This is a genomic window from Yersinia fenwicki (assembly GCF_043099325.1).
GTDB lineage: Bacteria > Pseudomonadota > Gammaproteobacteria > Enterobacterales > Enterobacteriaceae > Yersinia.
The window spans coordinates 4,310,375-4,334,613 of sequence record NZ_CP170755.1; the positions used below are offsets into that span (position 1 = coordinate 4,310,375).

The window sequence follows — 24,239 nt, forward strand, 5'->3', positions numbered from 1 at the left end:
ACATTGGCTCTATAACCACATTGGTAGGAATTGCTATGTCTAATAATACAATTTTTAATAATACAACCGCTAACGATTCATCACGCCCACGCCACTCTATTCCACGAAAACAGCAACGTGAACAAGCTCAGTCGTTTATTGATACCTTGCAAGGTGTCACTTTCCCCAACTCACAACGTATTTATCTGCAAGGCTCACGGCCCGATATTCAAGTGCCAATGCGCGAGATCCAACTCAGCCCAACATTGATCGGTGGTGGAAAAGACGATCCTCGCTATGAGGATAACGAAGCCATTCCGGTGTATGACACCTCCGGCCCTTATGGCGATCCCAGCGCTAAACTGGATGTCCATGCCGGTTTGCCCAAATTACGCGACAGCTGGATAACCGATCGTCAGGATACCGTGGCACTGACCTCCGTTAGCTCTGGTTTTACTCAACAACGTTTGGCTGATGAAGGTTTGGATCATTTGCGTTTTGAGCATCTTCCCCGCCCGAAGAAAGCCGTCGAAGGCAAATGTGTTACTCAATTACATTACGCCCGCCAAGGGATCATCACCCCAGAAATGGAGTTCATTGCACTGCGAGAAAATATGGGGCGTGAACGTATTCGCGGCGAAGTCTTGCGCCAGCAACATCCGGGGCAAGCATTTGGTGCACATCTGCCCGACAATATCACCGCAGAATTTGTCCGACAGGAAGTCGCTGCGGGGCGGGCCATCATTCCTGCGAATATTAACCACCCCGAATCTGAACCGATGATTATTGGTCGTAACTTTTTAGTAAAAGTAAACGCCAACATCGGTAACTCTGCCGTGACCTCCTCCATTGAGGAAGAAGTGGAAAAACTGGTGTGGTCTACTCGCTGGGGTGCTGACACCGTGATGGACTTGTCCACTGGCCGCTATATTCATGAAACCCGTGAATGGATACTGCGTAATAGCCCGGTCCCTATTGGCACTGTCCCTATCTATCAAGCGCTGGAAAAAGTGAATGGGGTAGCGGAAAACCTGACGTGGGAAATGTTCCGCGACACCTTGCTAGAGCAGGCTGAACAAGGTGTCGATTACTTCACCATTCATGCTGGCGTACTGCTGCGCTATGTGCCGATGACCGCCAAACGGCTGACCGGTATTGTCTCTCGCGGCGGGTCGATTATGGCGAAATGGTGCCTTTCTCATCATCAGGAAAACTTCCTGTACCAGCATTTCCGCGAAATTTGCCAAATTTGTGCCGCCTATGATGTTTCATTATCACTGGGTGATGGCCTGCGCCCTGGTTCTATTCAGGATGCGAATGATGAAGCTCAGTTTGCCGAACTGCATACCTTGGGTGAATTGACCAGAATTGCCTGGGAATATGATGTGCAGGTGATGATAGAAGGCCCCGGGCATGTGCCAATGCAGATGATTCGCCGCAATATGACCGAAGAGTTGGAGCATTGCCACGAAGCGCCATTTTATACCTTAGGCCCATTGACCACGGATATTGCCCCCGGTTATGACCATTTCACCTCCGGTATCGGTGCGGCCATGATTGGCTGGTTCGGTTGTGCCATGCTGTGTTACGTCACCCCCAAAGAGCATCTTGGGCTTCCCAATAAAGAAGATGTAAAACAGGGTCTTATCACCTATAAAATCGCAGCTCATGCCGCTGATCTGGCCAAAGGCCATCCCGGTGCGCAGATCCGCGACAACGCCATGTCGAAAGCGCGCTTTGAATTCCGCTGGGAAGATCAGTTCAATTTAGCCCTCGATCCTGAAACAGCACGAGCCTATCACGACGAAACCCTGCCGCAAGAATCTGGCAAGGTCGCTCACTTTTGCTCTATGTGTGGGCCGAAGTTCTGTTCGATGAAGATTTCACAAGAAGTGAGAGATTATGCCACCAGGCAAGAACAGGCAGCTGCTCAACCCATTGAAGTACTGCAATCGGGTATGGATCAGATGTCAGCCGAGTTCCGCTCTCGTGGCAGTGAATTGTATCTCAGCAAATCACATCACAACCCAGCGAATCTGAAAGCGGAGACTGATAATGAAACCATCTGATACACCACTCTTCTCCGCCGAGAAGGGTTTTCCGACGACTGAACAGCGCCTTGGCTTGTATCCGGTCGTCGATTCTGTGCTATGGATAGAACGCCTGCTGGCGGCGGGGGTAACCACTATCCAATTACGTATCAAGGACTTAGATGATTCTCAGGTAGAGCAGGATATTGCCGCAGCAATTGCATTGGGCAAACGCTATCAAGCACGCTTATTTATTAATGATTACTGGCGGCTGGCGATTAAGCATGGCGCTTACGGTGTGCATCTGGGGCAGGAAGATTTGGAGACCACTGATTTGGCCGCCATACAACAAGCAGGATTGCGGCTCGGAGTATCTACCCACGATGAGCACGAACTGGCGATAGCTAAAGCTGTGCGGCCTTCTTACATTGCAATGGGTCATATCTTCCCGACCCAAACTAAGCAAATGCCGTCATCCCCTCAGGGGCTGGCGGTGCTCAAGCAGATGGTGGAAAACACGCCGGACTACCCCACCGTCGCTATCGGTGGCATCAGTATTGAGCGAGTCCCCGCCGTATTGGCAACCGGCGTGGGCAGTGTGGCTGTCGTGAGCGCCATTACCCAAGCCGAGGATTGGCAGCAAGCCACGGCACAATTGCTACGTCTGATTGAGGGTAAGGGGCTGAACGATGATAAACAAGCATGAGCTGAGTGACAGCGAATTCTTGCGCTACAGCCGCCAATTGCTGCTGGAAGATATTGGCCCGGAGGGCCAGCTGAAGCTGAAAAGTGCCCGCGTGTTGATCATCGGTCTGGGTGGCCTTGGCTCCCCCGCCGCGCTCTATTTGGCGGCCGCGGGTATCGGCAAATTATTACTGGCTGACGATGACCAATTGGATTTAACCAATTTACAGCGCCAAATCCTGTACCGTACCACCGATATCAACCAAACCTCTGCCAGCAACCAAACTAAAGTGCGATTAGCCCAGCGTCATTTGCAAAATCTTAACCCGCTGGTTGAGATTATCACCTTCGATACTCGCCTGGCAGGTGCGACATTGGCTGATGCAGTGACCAGTGCTGATTTGGTGCTCGATTGCAGTGACAACATGGAAACCCGCCATCAGGTGAACGCCGCCTGTATCACTGCACAAAAGACCTTAATCAGTGGCAGTGCGGTGGGGTTTAGCGGGCAGTTGCTGGTGATTGAGCCACCTTTTTCCCACGGTTGCTACGCCTGTCTTTATCCCGATAAAGAACTGCCGCAGCGCAACTGCCGTACATCGGGCGTCTTGGGGCCGGTGGTCGGCGTTATCGGCACCTTACAAGCACTGGAAGCCATCAAAATGTTGGCTGGTCTTCCGTCAGCATTGAGCGGGAAGTTACGCTTATTCGATGGCAAGCAGCAAAGCTGGAGCACCTTGCAACTGACACGGGCGAAGCATTGCCCTGTCTGTGGAGGCTCACAGTGAAGAGCGACCATATAAATATTGTGCTTAATGATCAGCCGCTTGAGGTGGAATACACAATAACCGTCGAAAAGTTGCTCCAACAACTGAACCACCACCAGTTGGGAACCGCGCTGGCGGTCAATCAGGTCATCATCCCGCGTACTGACTGGGAAGGGTATCAGTTGCACGAGGGTGACAACATTTTGCTATTCCATGCCATTGCCGGAGGCTGACATGCTGAAGATCGCCGATACCACTTTTACCTCACGTTTATTTACCGGTACGGGCAAATTTGCCACGGCTGAATTGATGCTGGAAGCACTACGCGCCTCCGGTTCACAACTGATTACCATGGCAATGAAGCGGGTAGATCTCCAGGCCGGTAACGATGCCATTCTTGCACCGTTGCGCCAACTAGGCGTGCGCTTACTGCCTAATACATCTGGAGCGAAAACTGCGCAAGAAGCTATTTTCGCCGCGCGCCTGGCACGTGAAGCACTAGGAACCCATTGGGTAAAACTGGAAATTCATCCAGATGTGAAGTATTTGCTGCCCGATCCAATAGAAACCCTCAAGGCCGCCGAAATATTGGTGAAAGAGGGATTTGTGGTTCTGCCTTACTGCGGCGCAGACCCGGTATTGTGTAAACGGCTGGAAGAAGTCGGCTGTGCTACCGTCATGCCATTGGGGGCACCTATTGGATCAAATTTGGGATTGCGTACTCGTGACTTTCTGCAAATTATTATCGAGCAGGCCAAAGTGCCAGTGGTGGTTGATGCCGGTATTGGTGCGCCAAGCCATGCACTTGAAGCTATAGAACTAGGCGCTGATGCTGTTCTGGTGAATACCGCGATTGCTGTTGCTCGCTCACCGGTACAAATGGCTCATGCATTTCGCTTAGCGGTAGAATCTGGCGAATTGGCGCGTCAGGCAGGGCTTGGTAACCGACAATTTGATAAGGCAATAGCCACCAGCCCACTGACCGGTTTCCTCAGCCAGCTTGAGGAAGAAAATCATGTCTGAGGGATTCAGCCAGCGCTGGCAGCAATTGAATTGGGATGATATTTCTCTGCGCATTAACAGTAAAACCGCCGCAGATGTTGAGCGAGCTATTCACGCGGTAAAACCCAGTCGTGAAGATCTCATGGCATTGATTTCACCTGCGGCTCTGGCTTATTTGGAGCCGATGGCGCAGAAAGCCCAACAGCTGACACGCCAGCGTTTTGGTAATACCGTCAGTTTTTATGTGCCGCTTTATCTTTCCAATCTGTGCGCCAATGATTGTACTTACTGCGGTTTTTCGATGAGCAATCGCATCAAGCGCAAAACATTGGATGAAACTGAAATCATCCGTGAGTGTGAAGCCATCAAAGCACTGGGCTTCGAACACTTGCTGCTGGTCACTGGTGAGCATCAGGCAAAAGTGGGAATGGACTATTTCCGCCGTCATTTCCCAACTATCCGCAGTCAATTCAGCTCGCTGATGATGGAAGTTCAACCATTGGCAGAAGAAGAGTATGCAGAGCTCAAAACGCTGGGATTGGATGGTGTGATGGTTTATCAAGAAACCTATCATCCGGGGACTTATCAGCAACATCATGTACGCGGCCATAAACAGGATTTTCATTGGAGGCTGGCGACTCCTGATCGCCTGGGACGCGCGGGGATCGATAAGATCGGATTAGGTGCATTGATTGGCTTGTCTGGCAGTTGGCGTACCGACTGCTACATGCTGGCGGAGCATCTGTTTTACCTGCAACAAACTTATTGGCAGAGTCGTTACTCAATTTCATTCCCACGTTTACGTCCATGTGCCGGGGGAATTGAGCCCGCATCTCTAATGAGTGAATCACAATTGCTGCAACTGATTTGTGCTTTCCGTCTTTTCGCACCGGATGTGGAACTGTCACTCTCGACTCGAGAATCACCATTCTTCCGCGATAACGTGATTCCGCTGGCGATAAATAATGTCAGTGCGGGGTCGAAAACTCAGCCGGGTGGATATGCCGATGACCATCCAGAGCTTGAGCAATTTGCCCCCCATGACAATCGAACGCCTGAGCAGGTGGCTCACGCACTAACGCTGGCAGGGCTACAACCTGTATGGAAGGATTGGGATCGTCATTTTGGGCGCATATCCCAATAAACTTCGTACTTTTTTCTGAAAAATAAGCAAAAAAAAAACCGCCCCGAAAGGAGCGGTTTTTACGTTGGTGACAAACAAAGAGATTAGTCTTTGCTGTTACCAAAACCAGCGTTGAGCAATTCAGCCAGGTTAGCAGTCGCTTCGTCCGCGCTCACTTGCGGAACTACTGGTGCTTCACCCTGTGCTTTACGGCGCATACGATCCTGATGATAAGCGTAACCGGTACCGGCTGGGATCAGACGGCCCACGATAACGTTCTCTTTCAGGCCACGCAGTTCATCACGTTTACCGGCAACTGCCGCTTCAGTAAGAACGCGCGTGGTTTCCTGGAACGAAGCCGCAGAGATGAAGGACTCGGTCGCCAAGGATGCCTTGGTGATACCCAGCAGGTCACGTGTGAACGTAGCCTCGATTTTGCCTTCAGCTGCCAGCTTGCGGTTAGCGATTTTAACGCGAGACATTTCTGCCTGCTCGCCTTCCAGGAAGTCGGTGCTACCTGCATCAACGATGGTGCCTTTACGCAGCATCTGACGAACGATAACTTCAATGTGCTTATCGTTAATCTTAACGCCTTGCAGACGGTAAACTTCCTGCACTTCGTTGGTGATGTAACGAGTTACCGCGTGAACGCCACGCAGACGCAGAATGTCGTGTGGAGATTCTGGGCCATCGGAAACCACGTCACCGCGTTCTACGATTTCACCTTCGAACACGTTGAGCTGACGCCATTTCGGAATCATCTCTTCGTATGCATCACTACCATCCAACGGTGAGATAACCAGACGGCGCTTGCCTTTGGTCTCTTTACCAAACGAGATGATCCCGCTGATTTCAGCCAGGATTGCAGGCTCTTTCGGACGACGTGCTTCGAACAAGTCAGCAACACGCGGCAGACCGCCGGTAATATCCTTGGTACCGCTTGATTCCTGAGGAATACGCGCCAGGGTATCACCCGCACCGATCTGAATACCGTCTTCCAGCTGTACAATCGCTTTACCTGGCAGGAAGTATTGAGCAGGCATATCAGTACCTGGGATCAATACGTCGTTGCCTTTGGCATCAACGATTTTCAGTGCCGGACGCAGATCTTTACCGCTACCGGTACGCTCTGCGCTATCCAATACCACCAGAGAAGACAAACCAGTCAGTTCGTCGGTCTGGCGTGTAATGGTCTGGCCGTCAACCATGTCCGCGAAGCGGATGAAACCGCTCACTTCGGTCACAACTGGCATGATGTGCGGATCCCAGTTAGCAACGGTTTCGCCGCCCTGGACTTCTGCACCATCGCCTTTAGCCATTACAGCACCGTAAGGCACTTTGTAGCTTTCTTTAGTACGGCCGAATTCGTCGATCAGTTTCAGCTCGGTATTACGAGAAGTAATAACCAGCTTGCCCGCTGCATTGGTAACGAACTTGACGTTGCTCAGTTTCAAGCTGCCTTTGTTCTTAACCTGAATGCTGGATTCTGCTGCCGCACGAGATGCCGCACCACCGATGTGGAACGTACGCATCGTAAGCTGGGTACCCGGCTCACCGATGGACTGTGCTGCAATAACACCAACCGCTTCACCTTTGTTGATGATGTGACCACGTGCCAGGTCGCGACCATAGCAGTTTGCACACACACCAAAGTCAGTTTCGCAGCTTACTACGGAACGAACTTTAACGCTGTCGACGGAGTTTTCTTCTAACAGATCACACCATTTTTCGTCCAACAGGGTGTTACGCGGAACCAGAATATCAGCCGTACCCGGTTTGATAACTTCTTCAGCAGTCACACGACCCAGAACGCGATCGCGCAGTGGCTCTTTAACATCACCACCTTCGATAACCGGGGTCATTACGATACCGTTATGGGTACCACAATCGTCTTCGGTTACGACCAGATCCTGTGCCACGTCAACTAAACGACGGGTCAGGTAACCGGAGTTCGCAGTTTTCAATGCGGTATCCGCCAAACCTTTACGCGCACCGTGGGTTGAGATGAAGTACTGAAGTACGTTCAAACCTTCACGGAAGTTCGCGGTGATTGGCGTTTCAATGATCGAGCCATCTGGCTTAGCCATCAGACCACGCATCCCTGCCAGCTGACGAATCTGTGCAGCAGAACCACGCGCACCGGAGTCGGCCATCATAAAGATGCTGTTGAATGACACTTGCTGTTCGACTACGCCGTCACGGTTGACAACATCTTCTACAGACAAGTTATCCATCATCGCCTTGGCAACACGTTCGTTAGCCGCGGCCCAGATATCGATCACTTTGTTATAACGTTCGCCTGCTGTTACCAGACCGGATTGGAACTGTTCCTGGATCTCGGCAACTTCAGTTTCAGCTTCTTCGATGATCCCTGCTTTCGCTTCTGGGATAACCATGTCATCGATACCTACAGAGGCGCCTGAGCGCGCTGCGTAAGCAAAACCGGTGTACATGATCTGGTCAGCAAAGATAACCGTTGGCTTCAAGCCCAGGATGCGGTAACAGGTGTTCAGCATCTTGGAGATAGCTTTTTTGCCCAGCGGCTGGTTAACGATAGAGTAAGGCAGGCCTTTCGGGACGATCATCCACAAAATAGCACGGCCTACAGTCGTATCGATAATGCTGGTACGCGAAGTGCTTTCGCCTTCGGTATTACGAATTTCTTCAGTAATACGGACTTTTACCCGCGCATGCAGAGATGCCAAGCCAGCGCGATAAATACGCTCAGCTTCTTTCGGGCCAGTCAGTACCATGCCTTCGCCTTTAGCGTTAACACAGTCACGGGTCATGTAATACAGACCCAATACAACGTCCTGAGAAGGAACGATGATTGGCTCGCCGTTCGCTGGTGACAGGATGTTGTTGGTAGACATCATCAACGCACGTGCTTCTAACTGAGCTTCCAGTGTCAGCGGTACGTGAACAGCCATTTGGTCACCATCGAAGTCGGCGTTATATGCCGCACAAACCAGTGGGTGCAACTGGATTGCTTTACCTTCGATCAGAACCGGTTCAAACGCCTGGATACCCAAACGGTGAAGGGTTGGTGCACGGTTCAGCAGCACTGGGTGTTCGCGGATAACTTCATCCAGGATATCCCAAACAACCGCTTCTTCACGCTCAACCATCTTCTTGGCGGCTTTAATGGTGGTAGCAAGACCACGCAATTCCAGCTTGCCGTAGATGAACGGTTTGAACAGCTCAAGAGCCATTTTCTTCGGCAGACCGCACTGATGCAGACGCAGGTATGGACCAACGGTAATAACCGAACGACCTGAGTAGTCAACACGTTTACCCAGCAAGTTCTGACGGAAACGACCTTGCTTACCTTTGATCATGTCAGCCAGTGACTTCAACGGACGCTTGTTAGAGCCGGTAATCGCACGACCGCGACGGCCGTTATCCAGCAATGCATCTACTGCTTCTTGCAGCATACGCTTTTCGTTGCGCACGATGATGTCCGGAGCAGCCAAGTCCAGCAGGCGTTTCAGACGGTTGTTACGGTTGATCACGCGACGATACAAATCGTTCAGATCAGAAGTCGCAAAACGACCGCCATCCAGTGGAACCAATGGACGCAGATCTGGCGGCAATACCGGCAACACTGTCAGGATCATCCACTCTGGCTTGTTGCCAGACTGTACGAACGCTTCCAGCAGCTTGATACGCTTGGTCAGCTTCTTACGCTTGGTTTCAGAATTTGTTTCGTTCAATTCTTCGCGCAGGATCTCGCACTCTGCTTCCAGATCCATGTTTTTCAACAAGGCCTGAATAGCTTCGGCGCCCATTTTCGCGTCGAACTCATCACCAAACTCTTCCAACGCGTCCAGATACTGCTCTTCAGTCAGGATCTGACGACGTTCCAGGTTGGTCATACCGCCTTCAACAACCACATAGGATTCGAAGTACAGCACACGTTCGATGTCACGTAATGGCATATCCAGCAGCAAACCGATGCGGGATGGCAGCGATTTCAGGAACCAGATGTGCGCAGTCGGAGAAGCCAGTTCGATGTGACCCATACGCTCACGGCGTACTTTGGTTTGAGTCACTTCAACGCCGCATTTCTCACAAATAACACCGCGGTGTTTCAAACGCTTGTACTTACCGCACAGGCATTCGTAATCTTTTACTGGGCCAAAGATACGGGCGCAGAAAAGGCCGTCACGTTCTGGTTTGAACGTACGGTAGTTAATGGTTTCCGGCTTTTTAACTTCACCGAATGACCAGGAACGGATCATGTCTGGCGAGGCCAGAGCAATTTTGATCGCATCAAACTCTTCGGTCTTAGTTTGCGCTTTCAGAAACTTTAATAAGTCTTTCACGGATTGGCTCCTGTCGGAGTTAGACCTGATAGGCGCCCAAACCTAAGCATATAAAAACCTAAGTTTGAGCGCCCCTGTGACCAGTGCGAACCACCAGCAAGCTCCCGGCTATGAGAGCTTGCCGTCTGGCGAAGAATTACTCTTCTTCCAGCTCGATATTGATGCCCAGCGAGCGGATTTCTTTCAACAATACGTTGAACGACTCCGGCATGCCTGGTTCCATACGGTGATCGCCATCCACGATGTTTTTGTACATCTTGGTACGGCCGTTTACATCGTCGGACTTGACGGTAAGCATTTCCTGCAATGTGTACGCGGCGCCATAAGCTTCCAACGCCCACACTTCCATCTCACCGAAGCGCTGACCACCGAACTGAGCCTTACCACCCAGCGGCTGCTGAGTAACCAGGCTGTAAGAACCGGTAGAACGCGCATGCATCTTGTCATCAACCAAGTGGTTCAGTTTCAGCATGTACATGTAGCCGACAGTAACCTGACGCTCGAATTGCTCGCCGGTACGGCCGTCAAACAGAGTAATCTGACCAGAAGTTGGCAGGCCACCCAGCTGTAACAGCTCCTTGATTTCTTTCTCTGTCGCACCATCGAAGACTGGTGTCGCGATTGGCATACCTTTTTTCAGGTTCTCAGCCAGACGCAGTACTTCGTCATCGGTGAAGGTACTCAGATCAACTTTCTGACAAACGCTATCGCCCAGATCGTAGGCTTTCTGGATGAACTCACGCAGTTTGGCAACTTCTTCCTGCTTTTTCAGCATGGCGTTGATTTTCTCGCCGATGCCTTTCGCTGCCATCCCTAAGTGGGTTTCCAAAATCTGACCGATGTTCATACGCGATGGTACGCCCAGCGGGTTCAGAACGATGTCTACCGGCGTACCGTTTTCATCGTAAGGCATATCTTCGATCGGGTTAATCTTAGAGATAACACCTTTGTTACCGTGACGACCGGCCATCTTGTCACCCGGTTGAATCTGACGTTTAACGGCCAGATACACCTTGACGATCTTCAGCACGCCTAGTGCTAAATCATCACCTTGGGTGATCTTACGACGTTTGGCATCCATCTTCTTCTCGAATTCGGATTTCATTTCGTCGTACTGCTCTGCCAACTGTTCCAGCTGGTTTTGCTTGTCTTCGTCAGTCAGGCCAAGTTCCAGCCAGCGGTCACGTGGTAATTTGCTCAGCTTGTCAGCTTCGATGCCACCAGAAACCAGTACAGCATGGATACGTGCAAACAGGCCCGCTTCCAGGATCTGCAACTCTTCCGTCAGGTCTTTCTTAGCCTGCTTCAGTTGCATCTCTTCGATTTCCAATGCACGTTTGTCTTTTTCTACGCCGTCGCGAGTAAAGACTTGTACATCAATAACCGTACCGGAAACACCGTTTGGTACACGCAGAGAAGAGTCTTTAACATCAGACGCTTTCTCACCGAAGATCGCACGTAACAGCTTCTCTTCTGGCGTCAGTTGGGTTTCACCTTTAGGTGTTACCTTACCAACCAGAATGTCACCACCAGTCACTTCAGCACCGATATACACGATACCGGACTCATCCAGTTTGGAGAGCGCAGCTTCACCCACGTTCGGGATGTCAGCAGTGATCTCTTCTGGCCCCAGCTTGGTGTCACGAGACACACATGCCAGTTCCTGAATGTGGATAGTTGTGAAGCGATCTTCTTGCACCACGCGCTCGGAGACCAAGATGGAGTCTTCGAAGTTGTAACCGTTCCAAGGCATGAACGCTACGCGCATGTTCTGACCCAATGCCAGTTCGCCCAGGTCTGTAGATGGGCCATCTGCCAGCACGTCACCGCGCTCGATTGGCTCACCCAGATTCACACACGGCATCTGGTTGATACAGGTGTTCTGGTTAGAACGGGTGTATTTGGTCAGGTTATAAATATCAATACCTGCTTCGCCCGGATGCATCTCGTCTTCGTTAACTTTAATCACGATACGAGATGCATCTACGTACTGAACGGTACCGCCACGTTTGGCTACAGAGGTTACCCCTGAGTCAACCGCTACCGCACGTTCCATACCAGTACCCACCAACGGCTTATCAGCGCGCAGAGTAGGAACTGCCTGACGTTGCATGTTCGCACCCATCAGGGCACGGTTGGCGTCATCGTGTTCCAAGAATGGAATCAGAGAAGCACCAACGGACACCACCTGTTGAGTGGAAACGTCCATGTAGTCAACTTGATCGCGGCTGAACAGGCTTGATTCGCCTTTGCTACGACAAGTGACCAAGTCTTCGATGAAGCGGCCGTCTTCGTCCAAGTTGGAGTTCGCCTGAGCGATAACGAAGTTGCCTTCTTCAATAGCAGACAGATAATTAATTTCATCGGTCACCACACCCTCGCGGACGCGACGATAAGGGGTTTCCAGGAAACCATACTCGTTGGTCTGTGCGTACACGGACAAGGAGTTGATCAGACCGATGTTTGGACCTTCTGGCGTTTCGATTGGACATACGCGACCGTAGTGAGTCGGGTGTACGTCTCGAACTTCAAAGCCAGCACGTTCACGGGTCAAACCACCCGGGCCCAATGCAGAGATACGGCGTTTATGCGTAATCTCAGACAACGGGTTGTTCTGGTCCATAAATTGTGACAACTGACTGGAACCAAAGAACTCTTTCACCGCAGCCGAAATAGGCTTGGCGTTGATCATGTCCTGAGGCATCAGTGTGTCGAGGTCGCCCAGAGACAAACGCTCTTTCACTGCACGCTCAACACGAACCAGACCAACACGGAACTGGTTTTCAGCCATTTCACCAACGGAACGAATACGACGGTTGCCTAAGTGGTCGATATCATCCACTTCGCCTTTACCGTTACGGATATCGATGAGCTTCTTCATCACTTCGGTGATGTCTTCTTTGCTCAGGATACCGGAACCTTCGATCTCGTCACGCAGCAGTGAACGGTTGAACTTCATCCGGCCAACCGCAGACAAATCATAGCGGTCTTCAGAGAAGAACAGATTCTCAAACAGATTTTCTGCTGCTTCACGTGTTGGTGGCTCACCAGGACGCATCATACGGTAAATCTCAACCAAAGCGCTCAGACGATCGCTGGTTGGGTCAACACGCAGAGTCTCGGAGATATAAGCACCGTGATCCAGGTCGTTGGTGAATAATGTTTCGATTTGCTTGTGACCGGCCTGGCTCAGTTTAGCCAGCAGATCCAGTGACAGCTCCATGTTGGCTGCACAGATAAGCTCACCAGTGTTCTCATCGATGTAGTCTTTAGCGACCACTTTACCGGCAATGTATTCAACCGGAACTTCGATGCGATCAATGCCGTCTTTTTCAAGCTGGCGAATATGACGTGCAGTAATACGACGCGCTTTCTCGACGTAAACTTTGCCATTCGCTTCAATATCAAAGGAAGCCGTTTCACCGCGCAGGCGCTCAGGAACCAATTCCATCTGCAGCTTGTTGTCACGAATCTCAAAGACCACTTTTTCAAAGAACAGATCCAGGATCTGTGCAGTGGTGAAATTCAATGCACGCAGAATGATTGTTGCCGGCAACTTACGACGACGGTCAATACGGACAAACAGGTTGTCTTTCGGGTCAAACTCGAAATCTAACCATGAACCGCGGTAAGGGATGATACGTGCGTTATACAGCACTTTACCCGATGAATGGGTTTTACCCTTATCGCTGTCAAAGAATACGCCAGGACTACGATGCAGCTGAGATACGATAACCCTCTCAGTACCGTTAATGACAAAGGTACCGTTCTCGGTCATGAGTGGAATTTCACCCATGTAGACTTCTTGTTCTTTGATGTCTTTGACCGTACCTTCCGGGGCTTCGCGCTCATAGATGACCAGGCGCAGTTTCACGCGCAGCGGTGCTGAATAAGTCACACCACGGATCTGGCACTCTTTGACGTCAAATACTGGCTCACCAAGACGGTAGCTAACGTATTGCAGCTCCGAATTGCCGCTGTAGCTCTGAATTGGAAAAACAGAACGGAATGCTGCTTCCAGGCCGTACTGTCCTTCTGGATCTTGCTCGATGAATTTCTGGAACGAGTCAAGTTGGATAGAAAGGAGATAAGGTATGTCCAAAACTTGTGGACGTTTACCAAAATCCTTACGAATACGTTTTTTCTCGGTATAGGAGTAAACCATAGGGTTCCTCAGCTCGCTGAAAAGTCGACCCACTCTGTCTGCCCTGAAACCAGGACAGGTCGTGCAACACTATTATTTAGAACGAGAAGTCGAAACACTTCTCGGAATACTCTTTTCTATCACTCTTAAACCATTTCATCGCGTTACTTTGACTACCGAGCTACCCGAGTGGGTCGTAGCTGAGAACGCAGTATATTAAGTCGTCAATAGAAAGGAATATTAGGGGTTAGTTAGCCGCTAAACAGTGTGAAATGCGACTAACGCCCTACAGCGCAAAAAGGCTGATGACTAAAAAGTCACCAGCCATCAGCCTATAAGTCAGGCTGCGAACTCAAAGCTTAACTTACTTGATCTCAACAGAAGCACCAGCTTCTTCCAGAGATTTTTTCAGAGACTCAGCTTCGTCTTTGTTCACGCCTTCTTTCAGAACTGCAGGTGCAGATTCAACCAGGTCTTTAGCTTCTTTCAAGCCCAGGCCAGTTGCGCCGCGAACAGCTTTGATTACTGCAACTTTGTTGTCGCCGAATGAAGCCAGAACAACGTTGAATTCAGTTTGTTCTTCTACAGCTTCAGCAGCAGCAGCAGGACCTGCAGCAACAGCAGCAGCTGAAACGCCGAATTTCTCTTCCATAGCAGAGATCAGTTCAACGATTTCCATTACAGACAGAGCTGCAACGCCTTCCAGAATTTGGTCTTTAGTGATAGTTGACATAACAATTGTTCCTAAAATACAGAAATAGTTTATACGTTAAAAAGCAACGATGGCGAAAAAAGGCAATTATGCAGCTTCTTTCTGATCGCGCAGCGCAGCCAGAGTACGAACCAATTTGCCAGCAGCGGCTTCTTTCATGGTTCCCATCAGACGTGCGATTGCTTCTTCGTAGGTTGGCAGAGTTGCCAGGCGGTCGATCTGAGCCGCAGGGATTAACTCGCCTTCAAAGGCTGCTGCTTTAACCTCAAATTTCGCATTATCTTTAGCAAAAGCTTTGAACAAACGAGCAGCTGCGCCCGGGTGTTCTGAAGAGAATGCAATCAAGGTTGGACCAACAAACGTGTCTTTCAGGCACTCAAACGGAGTCCCTTCAACTGCGCGTGACAGCAAGGTGTTACGAACAACTTGCATGTGAACGCCAGCTTCACGACCTGCTTTACGCAGTTCAGTCATTTTATCAACGGTAACGCCACGGGAATCCGCAACAACCGCAGACAGCGCACCTTTGGCTACTTCTTTAACTTCAGCAACAATCGCTTGTTTGCCTTGAAGATTTAGTGCCATTAGTTCTTGCTCCTGGATTAACCGGGGATTAATTCCCCGGAACTCACGTCACCCAAAACATTACTAAGTTGCAATGAATGGGCGTTGAAACACGGTGAGCAGAATCCAGCAAAGGCCATTCTTTTTTATTCTTGTTAAACAAAAAATAAAAAAACGCTTCAGGTTCTGTCACCGTCTACGCAGGAAATTAAGTGTTTTACAACACACCTGCGGTCTTGGACGGAGGCTTGGATAAGGCCAAGCTCCAACCGAAAAATTCTGTTCTTCTGCTTATCGGACATTTATGATTAACAAATGAGCCATCAACAGAAGCATGGGCGTAAGATTCTAGACAAACCTTACGCCCACGTAAAGCGATAAAAGCAATTAGTGATTAGTTCACTACTGCTGACAGACCGCTTTGATCAATAGCAACGCCGGCGCCCATGGTGGTGGACAGGCTGATTTTCTTGATATAAACGCCTTTCGCTGTAGCAGGTTTAGCACGCTTCAGCGCAACAACCAGAGATTCTAAGTTTTCTTTCAACTTCTCTGAGTCGAAATCAACTTTACCAATGGTAGTGTGGATAATACCGTTTTTATCGTTACGATAACGAACCTGACCTGCTTTAGCGTTCTTAACTGCTTCAGCAACGTTAGGAGTAACAGTACCCACTTTAGGGTTAGGCATCAGGCCACGTGGGCCCAAGATTTGGCCCAATTGACCAACAACGCGCATTGCATCTGGAGAAGCAATAACAACGTCGAAGTTCATTTCGCCTTTCTTGATTTGATCAGCCAGATCTTCCATACCTACCAATTCAGCGCCTGCTTCTTTCGCAGCTTCAGCGTTTGCACCCTGAGCGAAAACAGCAACGCGGACTGAACGGCCAGTACCGTGTGGCAACACAGTTGCACCACGAACGTTCTGGTCAGATTTACGTGCATCGATACCGAGGTTAACGGCAACGTCCACGCTTTCTACGAATTTAGCAGTAGCCAGCTCTTTCAGCAGGGCAACAGCTTCGTTGATATCGTATTGCTTAGTAACATCAACTTTGTCACGGATCACGCGCATGCGCTTGGTCAGCTTAGCCATTTATTAACCCTCCACTACCAGGCCCATGGAACGAGCAGTACCTTCGATTGAACGCATCATAGCGTCAACGTCAGCACCAGTCATATCCGCAGCTTTGGTTTCTGCGATTTCACGGACCTGAGCACCGGTCACAGTCCCTACTTTGTCTTTGTTCGGCTTGCCGGAACCAGACTTAATACCTGCCGCTTTTTTCAGCAGAACTGCTGCTGGCGGGGTTTTAGTAACGAAAGTGAAAGAGCGGTCAGAATAAACTGTAATAACAACAGGAATTGGCAGGCCTTTTTCAATGCTTTCAGTTTTAGCATTAAACGCTTTACAGAATTCCATGATGTTAACACCCTGCTGACCCAATGCTGGGCCAACTGGTGGACTTGGGTTCGCCATACCAGCTGCAACTTGCAGCTTGACATAGGCTTGTACTTTCTTAGCCATTTACGATTTCCTCGATTTGGGTAATATCGCCTCGTGTTCAAGGCTCCCCGTGTTTTGTCTCGCTATTATTTACTATGAAATAAGTTGTCACGGATGACAAAAAGCAAGACATCTAAAAACAAAAGGCGCGAAATTATATTGTAATTTCACGCCTAAGACAAGACTCAAATTTCAACCAATGGCGAAAAATGAATCAGCCTTTTTCTACCTGACTGAAATCCAGTTCAACCGGAGTTGCACGGCCAAAGATGGAAACAGACACTTTCAAGCGGCTCTTTTCGTAGTCCACTTCTTCAACAACACCGTTGAAGTCTGCAAACGGACCATCGCTGACACGAACCAACTCACCTGGCTCAAACAGTGTTTTAGGACGTGGTTTATCACCCACTTGTTGAAGACGATTCATAATCGCATCAACTTCTTTATCACTGATTGGTGCAGGACGATCGGATGTACCGCCGATAAAGCCCATGACACGTGGCACGCTACGTACTAAGTGCCAGCTGGCGTCGTTCATCACCATCTGAACCAGTACATAGCCTGGGAAGAATTTACGCTCACTCTTACGACGTTGACCGCCACGAATTTCGACGACTTCTTCCGTTGGAACCATGACTTCGCCAAACAGCTCTTCCATGTCATGTAACTTGATATGCTCACGCAGCGATTGTGCTACGCGGCCTTCAAAACCGGAAAACGCCTGAACGACGTACCAACGCTTTTTTGGTGCTTCAGACATCTTAGAACCTCAGGCCAGTAATAAATGATACCAGGCGGACTAGAATACCATCCAGTCCCCATAGAATCAGTGACATTACAGCAGTTACCGCAGCAACGATTAACGTTGTGTGCAGAGTTTCCTGACGGGTAGGCCAAATCACTTTACGCACTTCCGTGCGTGCTTCACGAGCAAACGCTACAGTGGCTTTGCCTTTTGCCGTCATCAATGCAACAGCACCGGCAACAGCGATAATTACTACAACTGCCAACGCGCGCAGCGGCAGGCTGAAATCACGGTAATAATAATTACCAACTATAGCTGCAACTAACAGTACAGCAACGATCAGCCATTTAGCCGTTTCCAGGCCGCGTCCGCTCCCTGGAGCCTCGGTATTCGCACTCATAAACCAACCTGTCACTATGATTCAGAACAAACAACTTTGCTTCGCACCGCAAAGCAAACCAAGCCGAAGGATGCTCTAGAGACTCTCTAATCGGCACCACTCAGCACTATCCGCCGTACTTCCAGAGCCCATCTCACCAGTAATTATGATGAAAAAACTACTGATGAGATAGGTTCTAGTATGACAACGTAGAAAAAGGGCATCAAATGATGCCCTTTTATCGCATGTCGCGTCAAATCTTATTCAATGACTTTAGCAACAACGCCAGCACCTACAGTACGACCGCCTTCACGAATTGCGAAGCGCAAGCCGTCATCCATCGCGATAGGAGCAATCAGGTTAACAATCATTTGAATGTTATCACCTGGCATCACCATCTCAACGCCTTCTGGCAGTTCAATAGTACCGGTTACATCAGTTGTACGGAAGTAGAACTGAGGACGATAGCCTTTGAAGAACGGAGTATGGCGACCACCTTCATCTTTGCTCAGAATATAAACTTCTGATTCAAATTTGGTGTGTGGCTTGATAGAACCTGGTTTCGCAAGAACTTGACCACGTTCGATATCTTCACGCTTGATACCACGCAGCAGAACGCCAACGTTCTCACCGGCACGGCCTTCGTCCAGCAGTTTGCGGAACATTTCAACGCCAGTACAAGTAGACTTAACTGTATCTTTCAGGCCAACAATTTCGACTTCTTCGCCAACTTTAACAATACCGCGCTCTACACGACCCGTAACAACGGTACCACGACCAGAGATAGAGAATACGTCTTCGATTGGTAGCAGGAACGGCTTATCAATAGCACGCTCTGGTTCTGGGATGTAAGAATCCAGGTAGCCAGCCAGTTCGATAATTTTTGCTTCCCACTCAGGTTCGCCTTCCAATGCTTTCAGCGCTGAGCCACGAACAACCGGCGTATCATCGCCAGGGAAGTCATAGGTAGACAGAAGATCACGCACTTCCATTTCTACCAGTTCCAGCAGCTCTTCATCGTCAACCATGTCACATTTGTTCATGAATACGATGATGTAAGGAACGCCAACCTGACGCCCCAACAGGATGTGCTCACGAGTCTGTGGCATTGGGCCATCAGTTGCAGCAACAACCAAAATAGCGCCGTCCATCTGAGCAGCACCGGTGATCATGTTTTTAACGTAGTCGGCGTGCCCTGGGCAGTCGACGTGCGCATAGTGACGTGACGGGGTGTCATATTCAACATGAGACGTGTTGATGGTGATACCACGCGCCTTCTCTTCAGGAGCGTTGTCAATTTGGTCGAATGCACGAGCATTTCCGCCGTAGGTTTTAGCCAGAACGGTGGTAATTGCAGCAGTTAGGGTAGTTTTACCATGGTCAACGTGGCCGATAGTACCCACATTAACGTGCGGTTTTGTACGTTCAAACTTTTCTTTAGACATCGATTGTCCCTCTAAGACACGGAATCGGTGGTTTCACCACATCAACCAAGCGCATGCTTGTTGAATCCATTACGCAGAAAGAAAATCAGGGGACGAGAGAATGAGGAGTGGTGCTGATAGGCAGATTCGAACTGCCGACCTCACCCTTACCAAGGGTGCGCTCTACCAACTGAGCCATATCAGCACATCTTGGAGCGGGCAGTGGGAATCGAACCCACATCATCAGCTTGGAAGGCTGAGGTAATAGCCATTATACGATGCCCGCATCTTAGAACTCGGCTACCTGACTTAATCTGCAGAAACTTGAAAGGAAGGGCTTGGCCACTTCACTCTTCATCGAGAGCGCTGCTCTCGCCTTGAGTGTTGATTGGTGGTTCGATATTCTGAATCACCTTGGGACTCAAGGTTAAATATGGTGGTGGGGGAAGGATTCGAACCTTCGAAGTCGATGACGGCAGATTTACAGTCTGCTCCCTTTGGCCGCTCGGGAACCCCACCTAATTTTTAATACTTGAATGGTGCCGGCACCAAGAGTCGAACTCGGGACCTACTGATTACAAGTCAGTTGCTCTACCAACTGAGCTATGCCGGCATCAAGTGCAGCGCATTCTAGGTAGAGTGAGCCTATGATGCAACAAAAAAATTGCATAACATGCTCTTTCGCTCATAAAACAGCCGCTTTTTAAACGTAAGGTGTATTATTGAACAAGGTTAGCTTAAATCGCGCTCAGCAATTAGGCTATATTACCAAAATCAATGAATGAAAATCATCCGCAAAAAGCCTGTTCATATCCCATAGCCAAACAATCTTCCCGCGTACAAACCTAAAATAAGTTTAGTCTCCTGCCCCAAAATGGGGAAATACGTCAATTTTGGGGCAGGGATGGCAAGAAAAGATGGCCCAACGTCAGTAATCTCGCGGTCACCTATTTGGCTTACTTATTGCTTAAACATCAATATATGCGTCAACCAGCTATTAATCAGGGGTTTTATTATGAAGATAGTTTTACTGAATGCGGCAACATTGCCGATATACCGAAGTGAGTTGGCACATTTACTGATTGATGCTGTATCACATGGTGCATCAATCGGCTATAGCACCCGCGATCTCTCACAAGATGAAGCTGAGAACTACTACCATAGTCTTCACCCTGCCATCACGAAAGGTACATTACTATTATGGATAGCACGTGATAAAACCGGTGTCGTGGGTACTATCCAATTAGATTTATGCCAAAAACCAAATGGTTTAAACCGAGCTGAAGTACAAAAGTTATTAGTTCACAGCCGTAGCCGACGTGCTGGGATTGGGCATAAATTGATTATTGAGATGGAAAATACTGCGGTTCAACTTCGTCGCGGATTATTATACTTAGATACTGAAGCAGGCTCACCAGCTGAGTCTTTTTATCGTGCGCAAGGGTACCGATGTATGGGCGAGATCCCTGATTATGCCTGTACACCAGATGGTTACTATCATCCAACTGCTATTTACTTCAAGCGCTTATTCTCAGTGAATCAGACACATACCTCGATAGCTAGCTAATAATGATAAATCCCATCAACCACAGTGTAGAAGCCTGGCATAGCCCTTCTTGATTGTTCGGAATAGCAACACATATCAAAGAAATCACTCACTAAATACAAAAATGTCTACGCCAAAAAGCAAGCTGCCTATAATATGCAGCTTGTTTCTTATCTGGAGTTGGCGTCCAGCGCCTTTCCCAACCTGCGTTAACAGGCAGAATTTGGCTTATGACAAAAAGAGATCAATCTTTAGCGACGCCTTATCTACAGTTCGATCGTACTCAGTGGGCTGCTTTGCGCGACTCAGTACCATTGACGCTAACAGAAGAAGAAATCGTTAAACTCAAAGGGATTAACGAAGACCTTTCATTAGATGAAGTGGCACAGATATATCTACCACTCTCACGACTACTTAATTTTTATATCAGTTCAAATTTGCGTCGCCAGGCAGTTCTGGAGCAATTTCTTGGAACTGATGGCCAACGTATTCCCTATGTTATTGGTATTGCGGGCAGTGTCGCGGTAGGAAAAAGTACAACCGCTCGCTTACTACAGGCTCTGCTAAGCAGCTGGCCAGAGCATCGTAGTGTCGAGCTGATTACTACTGATGGTTTTCTTTATCCAAATAAAGTGCTGAACGAACGCGGACTGATGAAGAAAAAAGGATTCCCACAATCCTATGATATGCATAGTTTGGTGAAATTTGTCTCTGAGGTTAAATCAGGTGCTGATCATGTTACCGCACCAGTTTACTCCCATTTAATATATGATATTGTCCCTGATGGTAATAAGATTATCAAACAACCAGATATTCTTATATTAGAGGGGTTAAATGTTCTGCAAAGTGGTATGGATTATCCTCATGACCCACACCATGTATTTGTCTCTGACTTTGTAGACTTCTCTATATATGTAGATGCGCCAGAAGATTTACTCCAAAGTTGGTATATCAACCGGTTTCTTAAGTTTCGCCAGGGTGCGTTTTCTAATCCTGATTCTTATTTCCATAACTATGCAAAGCTGCCAGAAACAGAAGCAGTAAAGATTGCGACTCAGTTATGGAAAGAAATTAATGGATTGAATTTAAAGCAAAATATTTTACCAACGCGTGAGCGAGCCAGTCTGATAATGACCAAAAGTGCCAATCATGCGGTTGAAAGCGTGCGTTTAAGAAAATAATAAATTGCGGGTAGAATAACTACCCGCCTAATATCTCAATTAAACTCCGCGAAGGGATATTTCGCCACCAATATACGACTTTACATTTCCGTTCTGCTCTAATAATAGTGCACCTTGCTGGTCTATCCCTCGAGCAATTCCAAATATTTCTTGGTTTCCAATAATCAACTTCACTGGACGATCAAGGTAATTATCCATTTCTCGCCAACGTGAAATAAAGGTGGATAACCCCTCATTTTCAAATTTAACTACTGCCAATCGTAACTCGGATAGCAATTCAGCTGTCAGTTTATTACGATCAATATTAACGCCAGCTTCTTGTAAATTGATCCAGTCTTGACTGATAACATTAGTCGTTGATTCACGCATGGTCAGATTAATACCGGCACCAATAACCAACTGTGCTGCATCACCCGTTTTCCCAGTGAGTTCCACTAATATTCCAGCCAGTTTCTTATCGTTCAAATATAAATCATTCGGCCACTTGACGCGGACGTGCTCTGCACCCAATTTATGCAGTACCTCAGCCATGACAATGCCCACCACTAAACTTAGTCCCATTGCGGCCGCAGGACCTTGTTCCAATCTCCAGAACATTGATAAATAAAGATTAGCACCAAAAGGAGATACCCACTGGCGGCCACGTCTACCCCGGCCAGCTTGCTGATATTCGGCAACACAAGCATCACCGGATTTAAGTTCAGTGATGCGATCTAACAGATATTGATTCGTCGAATCAACTACTGGTAATACAGCAACTTGGCCTGAGGGCAAATAGCTTAATATGGTTTGTTCATCAAGTAATTGGATAGGTGCCGGTAAGCTATAACCCTTACCAGGCACAGTGAAGACATCTAGCCCCCATTCTCTGATTGTGTGCATATGCTTATTAATTGCAGCACGACTCATACCTAACATTTCACCTAATTGCTCACCTGAGTGAAAAGCACCGTCGGCAAGTATGCCGATTAATCGCAAGGGGACTTTTATATCTTTCACGACAAACGCTCCACAGCATTAACTTCACCATTACTTGCGATAAAGCGCACCTCGGGTTCCAACCAAATGGCAAACTTCTTTGCGACCTGCTGACGAATATGGCTAGCTAGCCCCAATACATCCTGCCCAGTTGCCTCTGCAAGATTAATCAGTACCAAAGCTTGCTGCTGATGCACTGCGGCTCCACCAATCTGGTATCCTTTAAGCGCACATTGATCGATAAGCCAGCCTGCAGCCAGCTTTACTGTTCCATCAGGCTGTGGGTAGTGAGGCGCATTGGGATAAAGCTTCACGATATCTTCAGCCACAGCGGCATCCACAACAGGATTTTTAAAGAAACTGCCTGCGTTGCCAGTCACTGTTGGATCCGGCAACTTACTCCGACGCATCGCACAGACTGAGTTGAAAATATCTATTGCTGTCACGGTCAATGGGTTCATACGCGTTAAATCGCCGTAACCTAGTGTTGGTACCCAAGATTTTATTAATCGGATACCTACAGCTACAATGGCAAACCTATGACAGTAGTGATGTTTAAATATGCTGTCACGATAACCAAATTGGCAATCTTCAGCAGAAAGGCGTAAAAGCGTGCCTTTCTCCATATCGAGTAAATCAACATATTCACATACTTTCTGCAGCTCAACACCATATGCACCAATATTTTGAATCGGAGCAGAGCCTACGCAGCCTGGAATTAAGGCTAAGTTCTCTAAACCCGGCATATTGTTTTGCAACGAGTAGCATACCAACTGGTGCCAATTCTCCCCTGCGCCTACATGCAGATGCCAAGCTGTATCATCTTCAGTAAAGGTAATACCTTTAATACGATTAAGTAATACTGTGCCTGAGTAATTCTCAATAAACAGCACGTTGCTACCTTCCCCAAGCAAGAGTACAGGTTGATGCTTCGAGACAGACTCATGCCATGCATCAATCAATTCTTGTGTAGAGTTGGCACTGATTACATTGCTCGCGTAGGCTGATAGTGCAAAAGTGTTTAGATGTTTTAGCGGGGAACGTTGATTCGACATTACATTAGGTACTCATTCTAACTAGCTCTGGCGCTAGTCTAACCGATCATAATACTCATATTGTATTTTGTTTTAAGTGAGCGCATAAAAA

19 protein-coding genes and 4 tRNA genes are annotated in these 24,239 nt (G+C 48.6%); 8 read left to right on the forward strand and 15 right to left on the reverse strand.

What is annotated here, in order from left to right; translation table 11 throughout:
• Positions 1-35 precede the first annotated feature (35 nt).
• The 6 genes from thiC to thiH are packed head-to-tail and all read left to right on the forward strand — an operon-like array spanning position 36 to position 5,606.
• Entirely contained in the window at positions 36-2,048 is a 2,013-nt protein-coding gene (thiC, locus tag ACF3VQ_RS19520) for a phosphomethylpyrimidine synthase ThiC (protein WP_392432621.1), read from the forward strand.
• Positions 2,035-2,715 (forward strand): thiamine phosphate synthase, encoded by a 681-nt coding sequence (gene thiE, locus ACF3VQ_RS19525; RefSeq protein WP_392432622.1) that lies wholly within the window; start codon positions 2,035-2,037, stop codon positions 2,713-2,715. The genes thiC and thiE overlap by 14 nt, the downstream gene beginning before the upstream one ends.
• Positions 2,699-3,481 carry a HesA/MoeB/ThiF family protein gene (locus ACF3VQ_RS19530; protein ID WP_392432623.1) on the forward strand — a complete coding sequence of 261 codons (783 nt, stop codon included), beginning with the start codon at positions 2,699-2,701 and terminating at the stop codon, positions 3,479-3,481. The genes thiE and ACF3VQ_RS19530 overlap by 17 nt, the downstream gene beginning before the upstream one ends.
• Complete coding sequence (gene thiS / locus ACF3VQ_RS19535) at positions 3,478-3,693, forward strand: sulfur carrier protein ThiS (RefSeq protein WP_392432624.1); 216 nt, start codon at positions 3,478-3,480, stop codon at positions 3,691-3,693. The genes ACF3VQ_RS19530 and thiS overlap by 4 nt, the downstream gene beginning before the upstream one ends.
• Position 3,694: 1 nt before the next feature.
• The gene (locus ACF3VQ_RS19540; protein ID WP_392432625.1) at positions 3,695-4,483 is read left to right on the forward strand and encodes a thiazole synthase; all 789 of its coding nucleotides are present in this window, start codon (positions 3,695-3,697) and stop codon (positions 4,481-4,483) included.
• A complete protein-coding gene (thiH, locus tag ACF3VQ_RS19545; protein ID WP_392432626.1) occupies positions 4,476-5,606 on the forward strand; it encodes a 2-iminoacetate synthase ThiH in 1,131 nt (376 codons plus the stop codon). Before ACF3VQ_RS19540 ends, thiH begins: the two co-directional genes overlap by 8 nt.
• An 83-nt stretch (positions 5,607-5,689) precedes the next feature.
• On the opposite strand, the gene rpoC is transcribed toward thiH, so the two are convergent.
• The 13 genes from rpoC to ACF3VQ_RS19610 all read right to left on the reverse strand — a co-directional run bounded on the left by rpoC (position 5,690) and on the right by ACF3VQ_RS19610 (position 20,001).
• Positions 5,690-9,910: a DNA-directed RNA polymerase subunit beta' gene (gene rpoC / locus ACF3VQ_RS19550; RefSeq protein WP_392432627.1), complete on the reverse strand. Its 4,221-nt coding sequence runs from the start codon at positions 9,908-9,910 to the stop codon at positions 5,690-5,692.
• A gap of 136 nt (positions 9,911-10,046) precedes the next feature.
• Entirely contained in the window at positions 10,047-14,075 is a 4,029-nt protein-coding gene (gene rpoB / locus ACF3VQ_RS19555) for a DNA-directed RNA polymerase subunit beta (protein ID WP_392432628.1), read from the reverse strand.
• 343 nt (positions 14,076-14,418) lie between these two features.
• A complete protein-coding gene (rplL, locus tag ACF3VQ_RS19560) occupies positions 14,419-14,787 on the reverse strand; it encodes a 50S ribosomal protein L7/L12 (RefSeq protein ID WP_004876762.1) in 369 nt (122 codons plus the stop codon).
• A gap of 66 nt (positions 14,788-14,853) precedes the next feature.
• Positions 14,854-15,351, reverse strand: coding sequence for a 50S ribosomal protein L10 (gene rplJ / locus ACF3VQ_RS19565; protein ID WP_392432629.1), 498 nt, complete (start codon positions 15,349-15,351; stop codon positions 14,854-14,856).
• Between the two features lie 373 nt (positions 15,352-15,724).
• On the reverse strand, positions 15,725-16,429 hold the full coding sequence (gene rplA, locus ACF3VQ_RS19570) for a 50S ribosomal protein L1 (RefSeq protein ID WP_005165803.1): 705 nt from the start codon (positions 16,427-16,429) through the stop codon (positions 15,725-15,727).
• A 3-nt stretch (positions 16,430-16,432) separates the two neighbouring features.
• Complete coding sequence (rplK, locus tag ACF3VQ_RS19575) at positions 16,433-16,861, reverse strand: 50S ribosomal protein L11 (protein WP_392432630.1); 429 nt, start codon at positions 16,859-16,861, stop codon at positions 16,433-16,435.
• Positions 16,862-17,054: 193 nt separating this feature from the next.
• A complete protein-coding gene (gene nusG / locus ACF3VQ_RS19580; protein ID WP_002210671.1) occupies positions 17,055-17,600 on the reverse strand; it encodes a transcription termination/antitermination protein NusG in 546 nt (181 codons plus the stop codon).
• A 1-nt stretch (position 17,601) separates the two neighbouring features.
• On the reverse strand, positions 17,602-17,985 hold the full coding sequence (secE, locus tag ACF3VQ_RS19585) for a preprotein translocase subunit SecE (RefSeq protein ID WP_004704671.1): 384 nt from the start codon (positions 17,983-17,985) through the stop codon (positions 17,602-17,604).
• 239 nt (positions 17,986-18,224) lie between these two features.
• Positions 18,225-19,409, reverse strand: a complete 1,185-nt coding sequence (tuf, locus tag ACF3VQ_RS19590) for an elongation factor Tu (RefSeq protein ID WP_005165809.1) — start codon at positions 19,407-19,409, stop codon at positions 18,225-18,227.
• 108 nt (positions 19,410-19,517) lie between these two features.
• Positions 19,518-19,593: transfer RNA gene (locus ACF3VQ_RS19595), tRNA-Thr, on the reverse strand.
• 6 nt (positions 19,594-19,599) lie between these two features.
• Positions 19,600-19,674: transfer RNA gene (locus ACF3VQ_RS19600), tRNA-Gly, on the reverse strand.
• A 148-nt stretch (positions 19,675-19,822) separates the two neighbouring features.
• A tRNA-Tyr gene (locus ACF3VQ_RS19605) sits at positions 19,823-19,907 on the reverse strand.
• An 18-nt stretch (positions 19,908-19,925) separates the two neighbouring features.
• Positions 19,926-20,001 (reverse strand) — tRNA-Thr (locus tag ACF3VQ_RS19610).
• A 402-nt stretch (positions 20,002-20,403) separates the two neighbouring features.
• On the opposite strand from ACF3VQ_RS19610, the gene ACF3VQ_RS19615 reads away from it, so the two are divergent.
• Positions 20,404-20,955 carry a GNAT family N-acetyltransferase gene (locus ACF3VQ_RS19615; protein WP_392432631.1) on the forward strand — a complete coding sequence of 184 codons (552 nt, stop codon included), beginning with the start codon at positions 20,404-20,406 and terminating at the stop codon, positions 20,953-20,955.
• A gap of 209 nt (positions 20,956-21,164) precedes the next feature.
• Positions 21,165-22,115 (forward strand): type I pantothenate kinase, encoded by a 951-nt coding sequence (coaA, locus tag ACF3VQ_RS19620; RefSeq protein ID WP_392432632.1) that lies wholly within the window; start codon positions 21,165-21,167, stop codon positions 22,113-22,115.
• 39 nt (positions 22,116-22,154) lie between these two features.
• Here the strand turns inward: coaA and birA are convergent, their stop codons facing one another.
• Together birA and murB are read right to left on the reverse strand one after the other, a co-directional pair.
• Positions 22,155-23,114, reverse strand: coding sequence for a bifunctional biotin--[acetyl-CoA-carboxylase] ligase/biotin operon repressor BirA (birA, locus tag ACF3VQ_RS19625; RefSeq protein ID WP_392432633.1), 960 nt, complete (start codon positions 23,112-23,114; stop codon positions 22,155-22,157).
• Positions 23,111-24,148: a UDP-N-acetylmuramate dehydrogenase gene (gene murB, locus ACF3VQ_RS19630; RefSeq protein ID WP_392432634.1), complete on the reverse strand. Its 1,038-nt coding sequence runs from the start codon at positions 24,146-24,148 to the stop codon at positions 23,111-23,113. Before murB ends, birA begins: the two co-directional genes overlap by 4 nt.
• Positions 24,149-24,239 lie beyond the last annotated feature (91 nt).

Coding starts and splice junctions, on each gene's coding strand:
- thiC (WP_392432621.1), top strand. CDS start 36: ATGTCTAATAATACAATTTTTAATAATACAACCGCTAACGATTCATCA.
- thiE (WP_392432622.1), top strand. CDS start 2,035: ATGAAACCATCTGATACACCACTCTTCTCCGCCGAGAAGGGTTTTCCG.
- ACF3VQ_RS19530 (WP_392432623.1), top strand. CDS start 2,699: ATGATAAACAAGCATGAGCTGAGTGACAGCGAATTCTTGCGCTACAGC.
- ACF3VQ_RS19540 (WP_392432625.1), top strand. CDS start 3,695: ATGCTGAAGATCGCCGATACCACTTTTACCTCACGTTTATTTACCGGT.
- thiH (WP_392432626.1), top strand. CDS start 4,476: ATGTCTGAGGGATTCAGCCAGCGCTGGCAGCAATTGAATTGGGATGAT.
- rpoB (WP_392432628.1), bottom strand. CDS start 14,075: ATGGTTTACTCCTATACCGAGAAAAAACGTATTCGTAAGGATTTTGGT.
- rplL (WP_004876762.1), bottom strand. CDS start 14,787: ATGTCAACTATCACTAAAGACCAAATTCTGGAAGGCGTTGCAGCTCTG.
- rplJ (WP_392432629.1), bottom strand. CDS start 15,351: ATGGCACTAAATCTTCAAGGCAAACAAGCGATTGTTGCTGAAGTTAAA.
- rplA (WP_005165803.1), bottom strand. CDS start 16,429: ATGGCTAAGCTGACCAAGCGCATGCGCGTGATCCGTGACAAAGTTGAT.
- rplK (WP_392432630.1), bottom strand. CDS start 16,861: ATGGCTAAGAAAGTACAAGCCTATGTCAAGCTGCAAGTTGCAGCTGGT.
- nusG (WP_002210671.1), bottom strand. CDS start 17,600: ATGTCTGAAGCACCAAAAAAGCGTTGGTACGTCGTTCAGGCGTTTTCC.
- secE (WP_004704671.1), bottom strand. CDS start 17,985: ATGAGTGCGAATACCGAGGCTCCAGGGAGCGGACGCGGCCTGGAAACG.
- tuf (WP_005165809.1), bottom strand. CDS start 19,409: ATGTCTAAAGAAAAGTTTGAACGTACAAAACCGCACGTTAATGTGGGT.
- ACF3VQ_RS19615 (WP_392432631.1), top strand. CDS start 20,404: ATGAAGATAGTTTTACTGAATGCGGCAACATTGCCGATATACCGAAGT.
- coaA (WP_392432632.1), top strand. CDS start 21,165: ATGACAAAAAGAGATCAATCTTTAGCGACGCCTTATCTACAGTTCGAT.
- murB (WP_392432634.1), bottom strand. CDS start 24,148: ATGTCGAATCAACGTTCCCCGCTAAAACATCTAAACACTTTTGCACTA.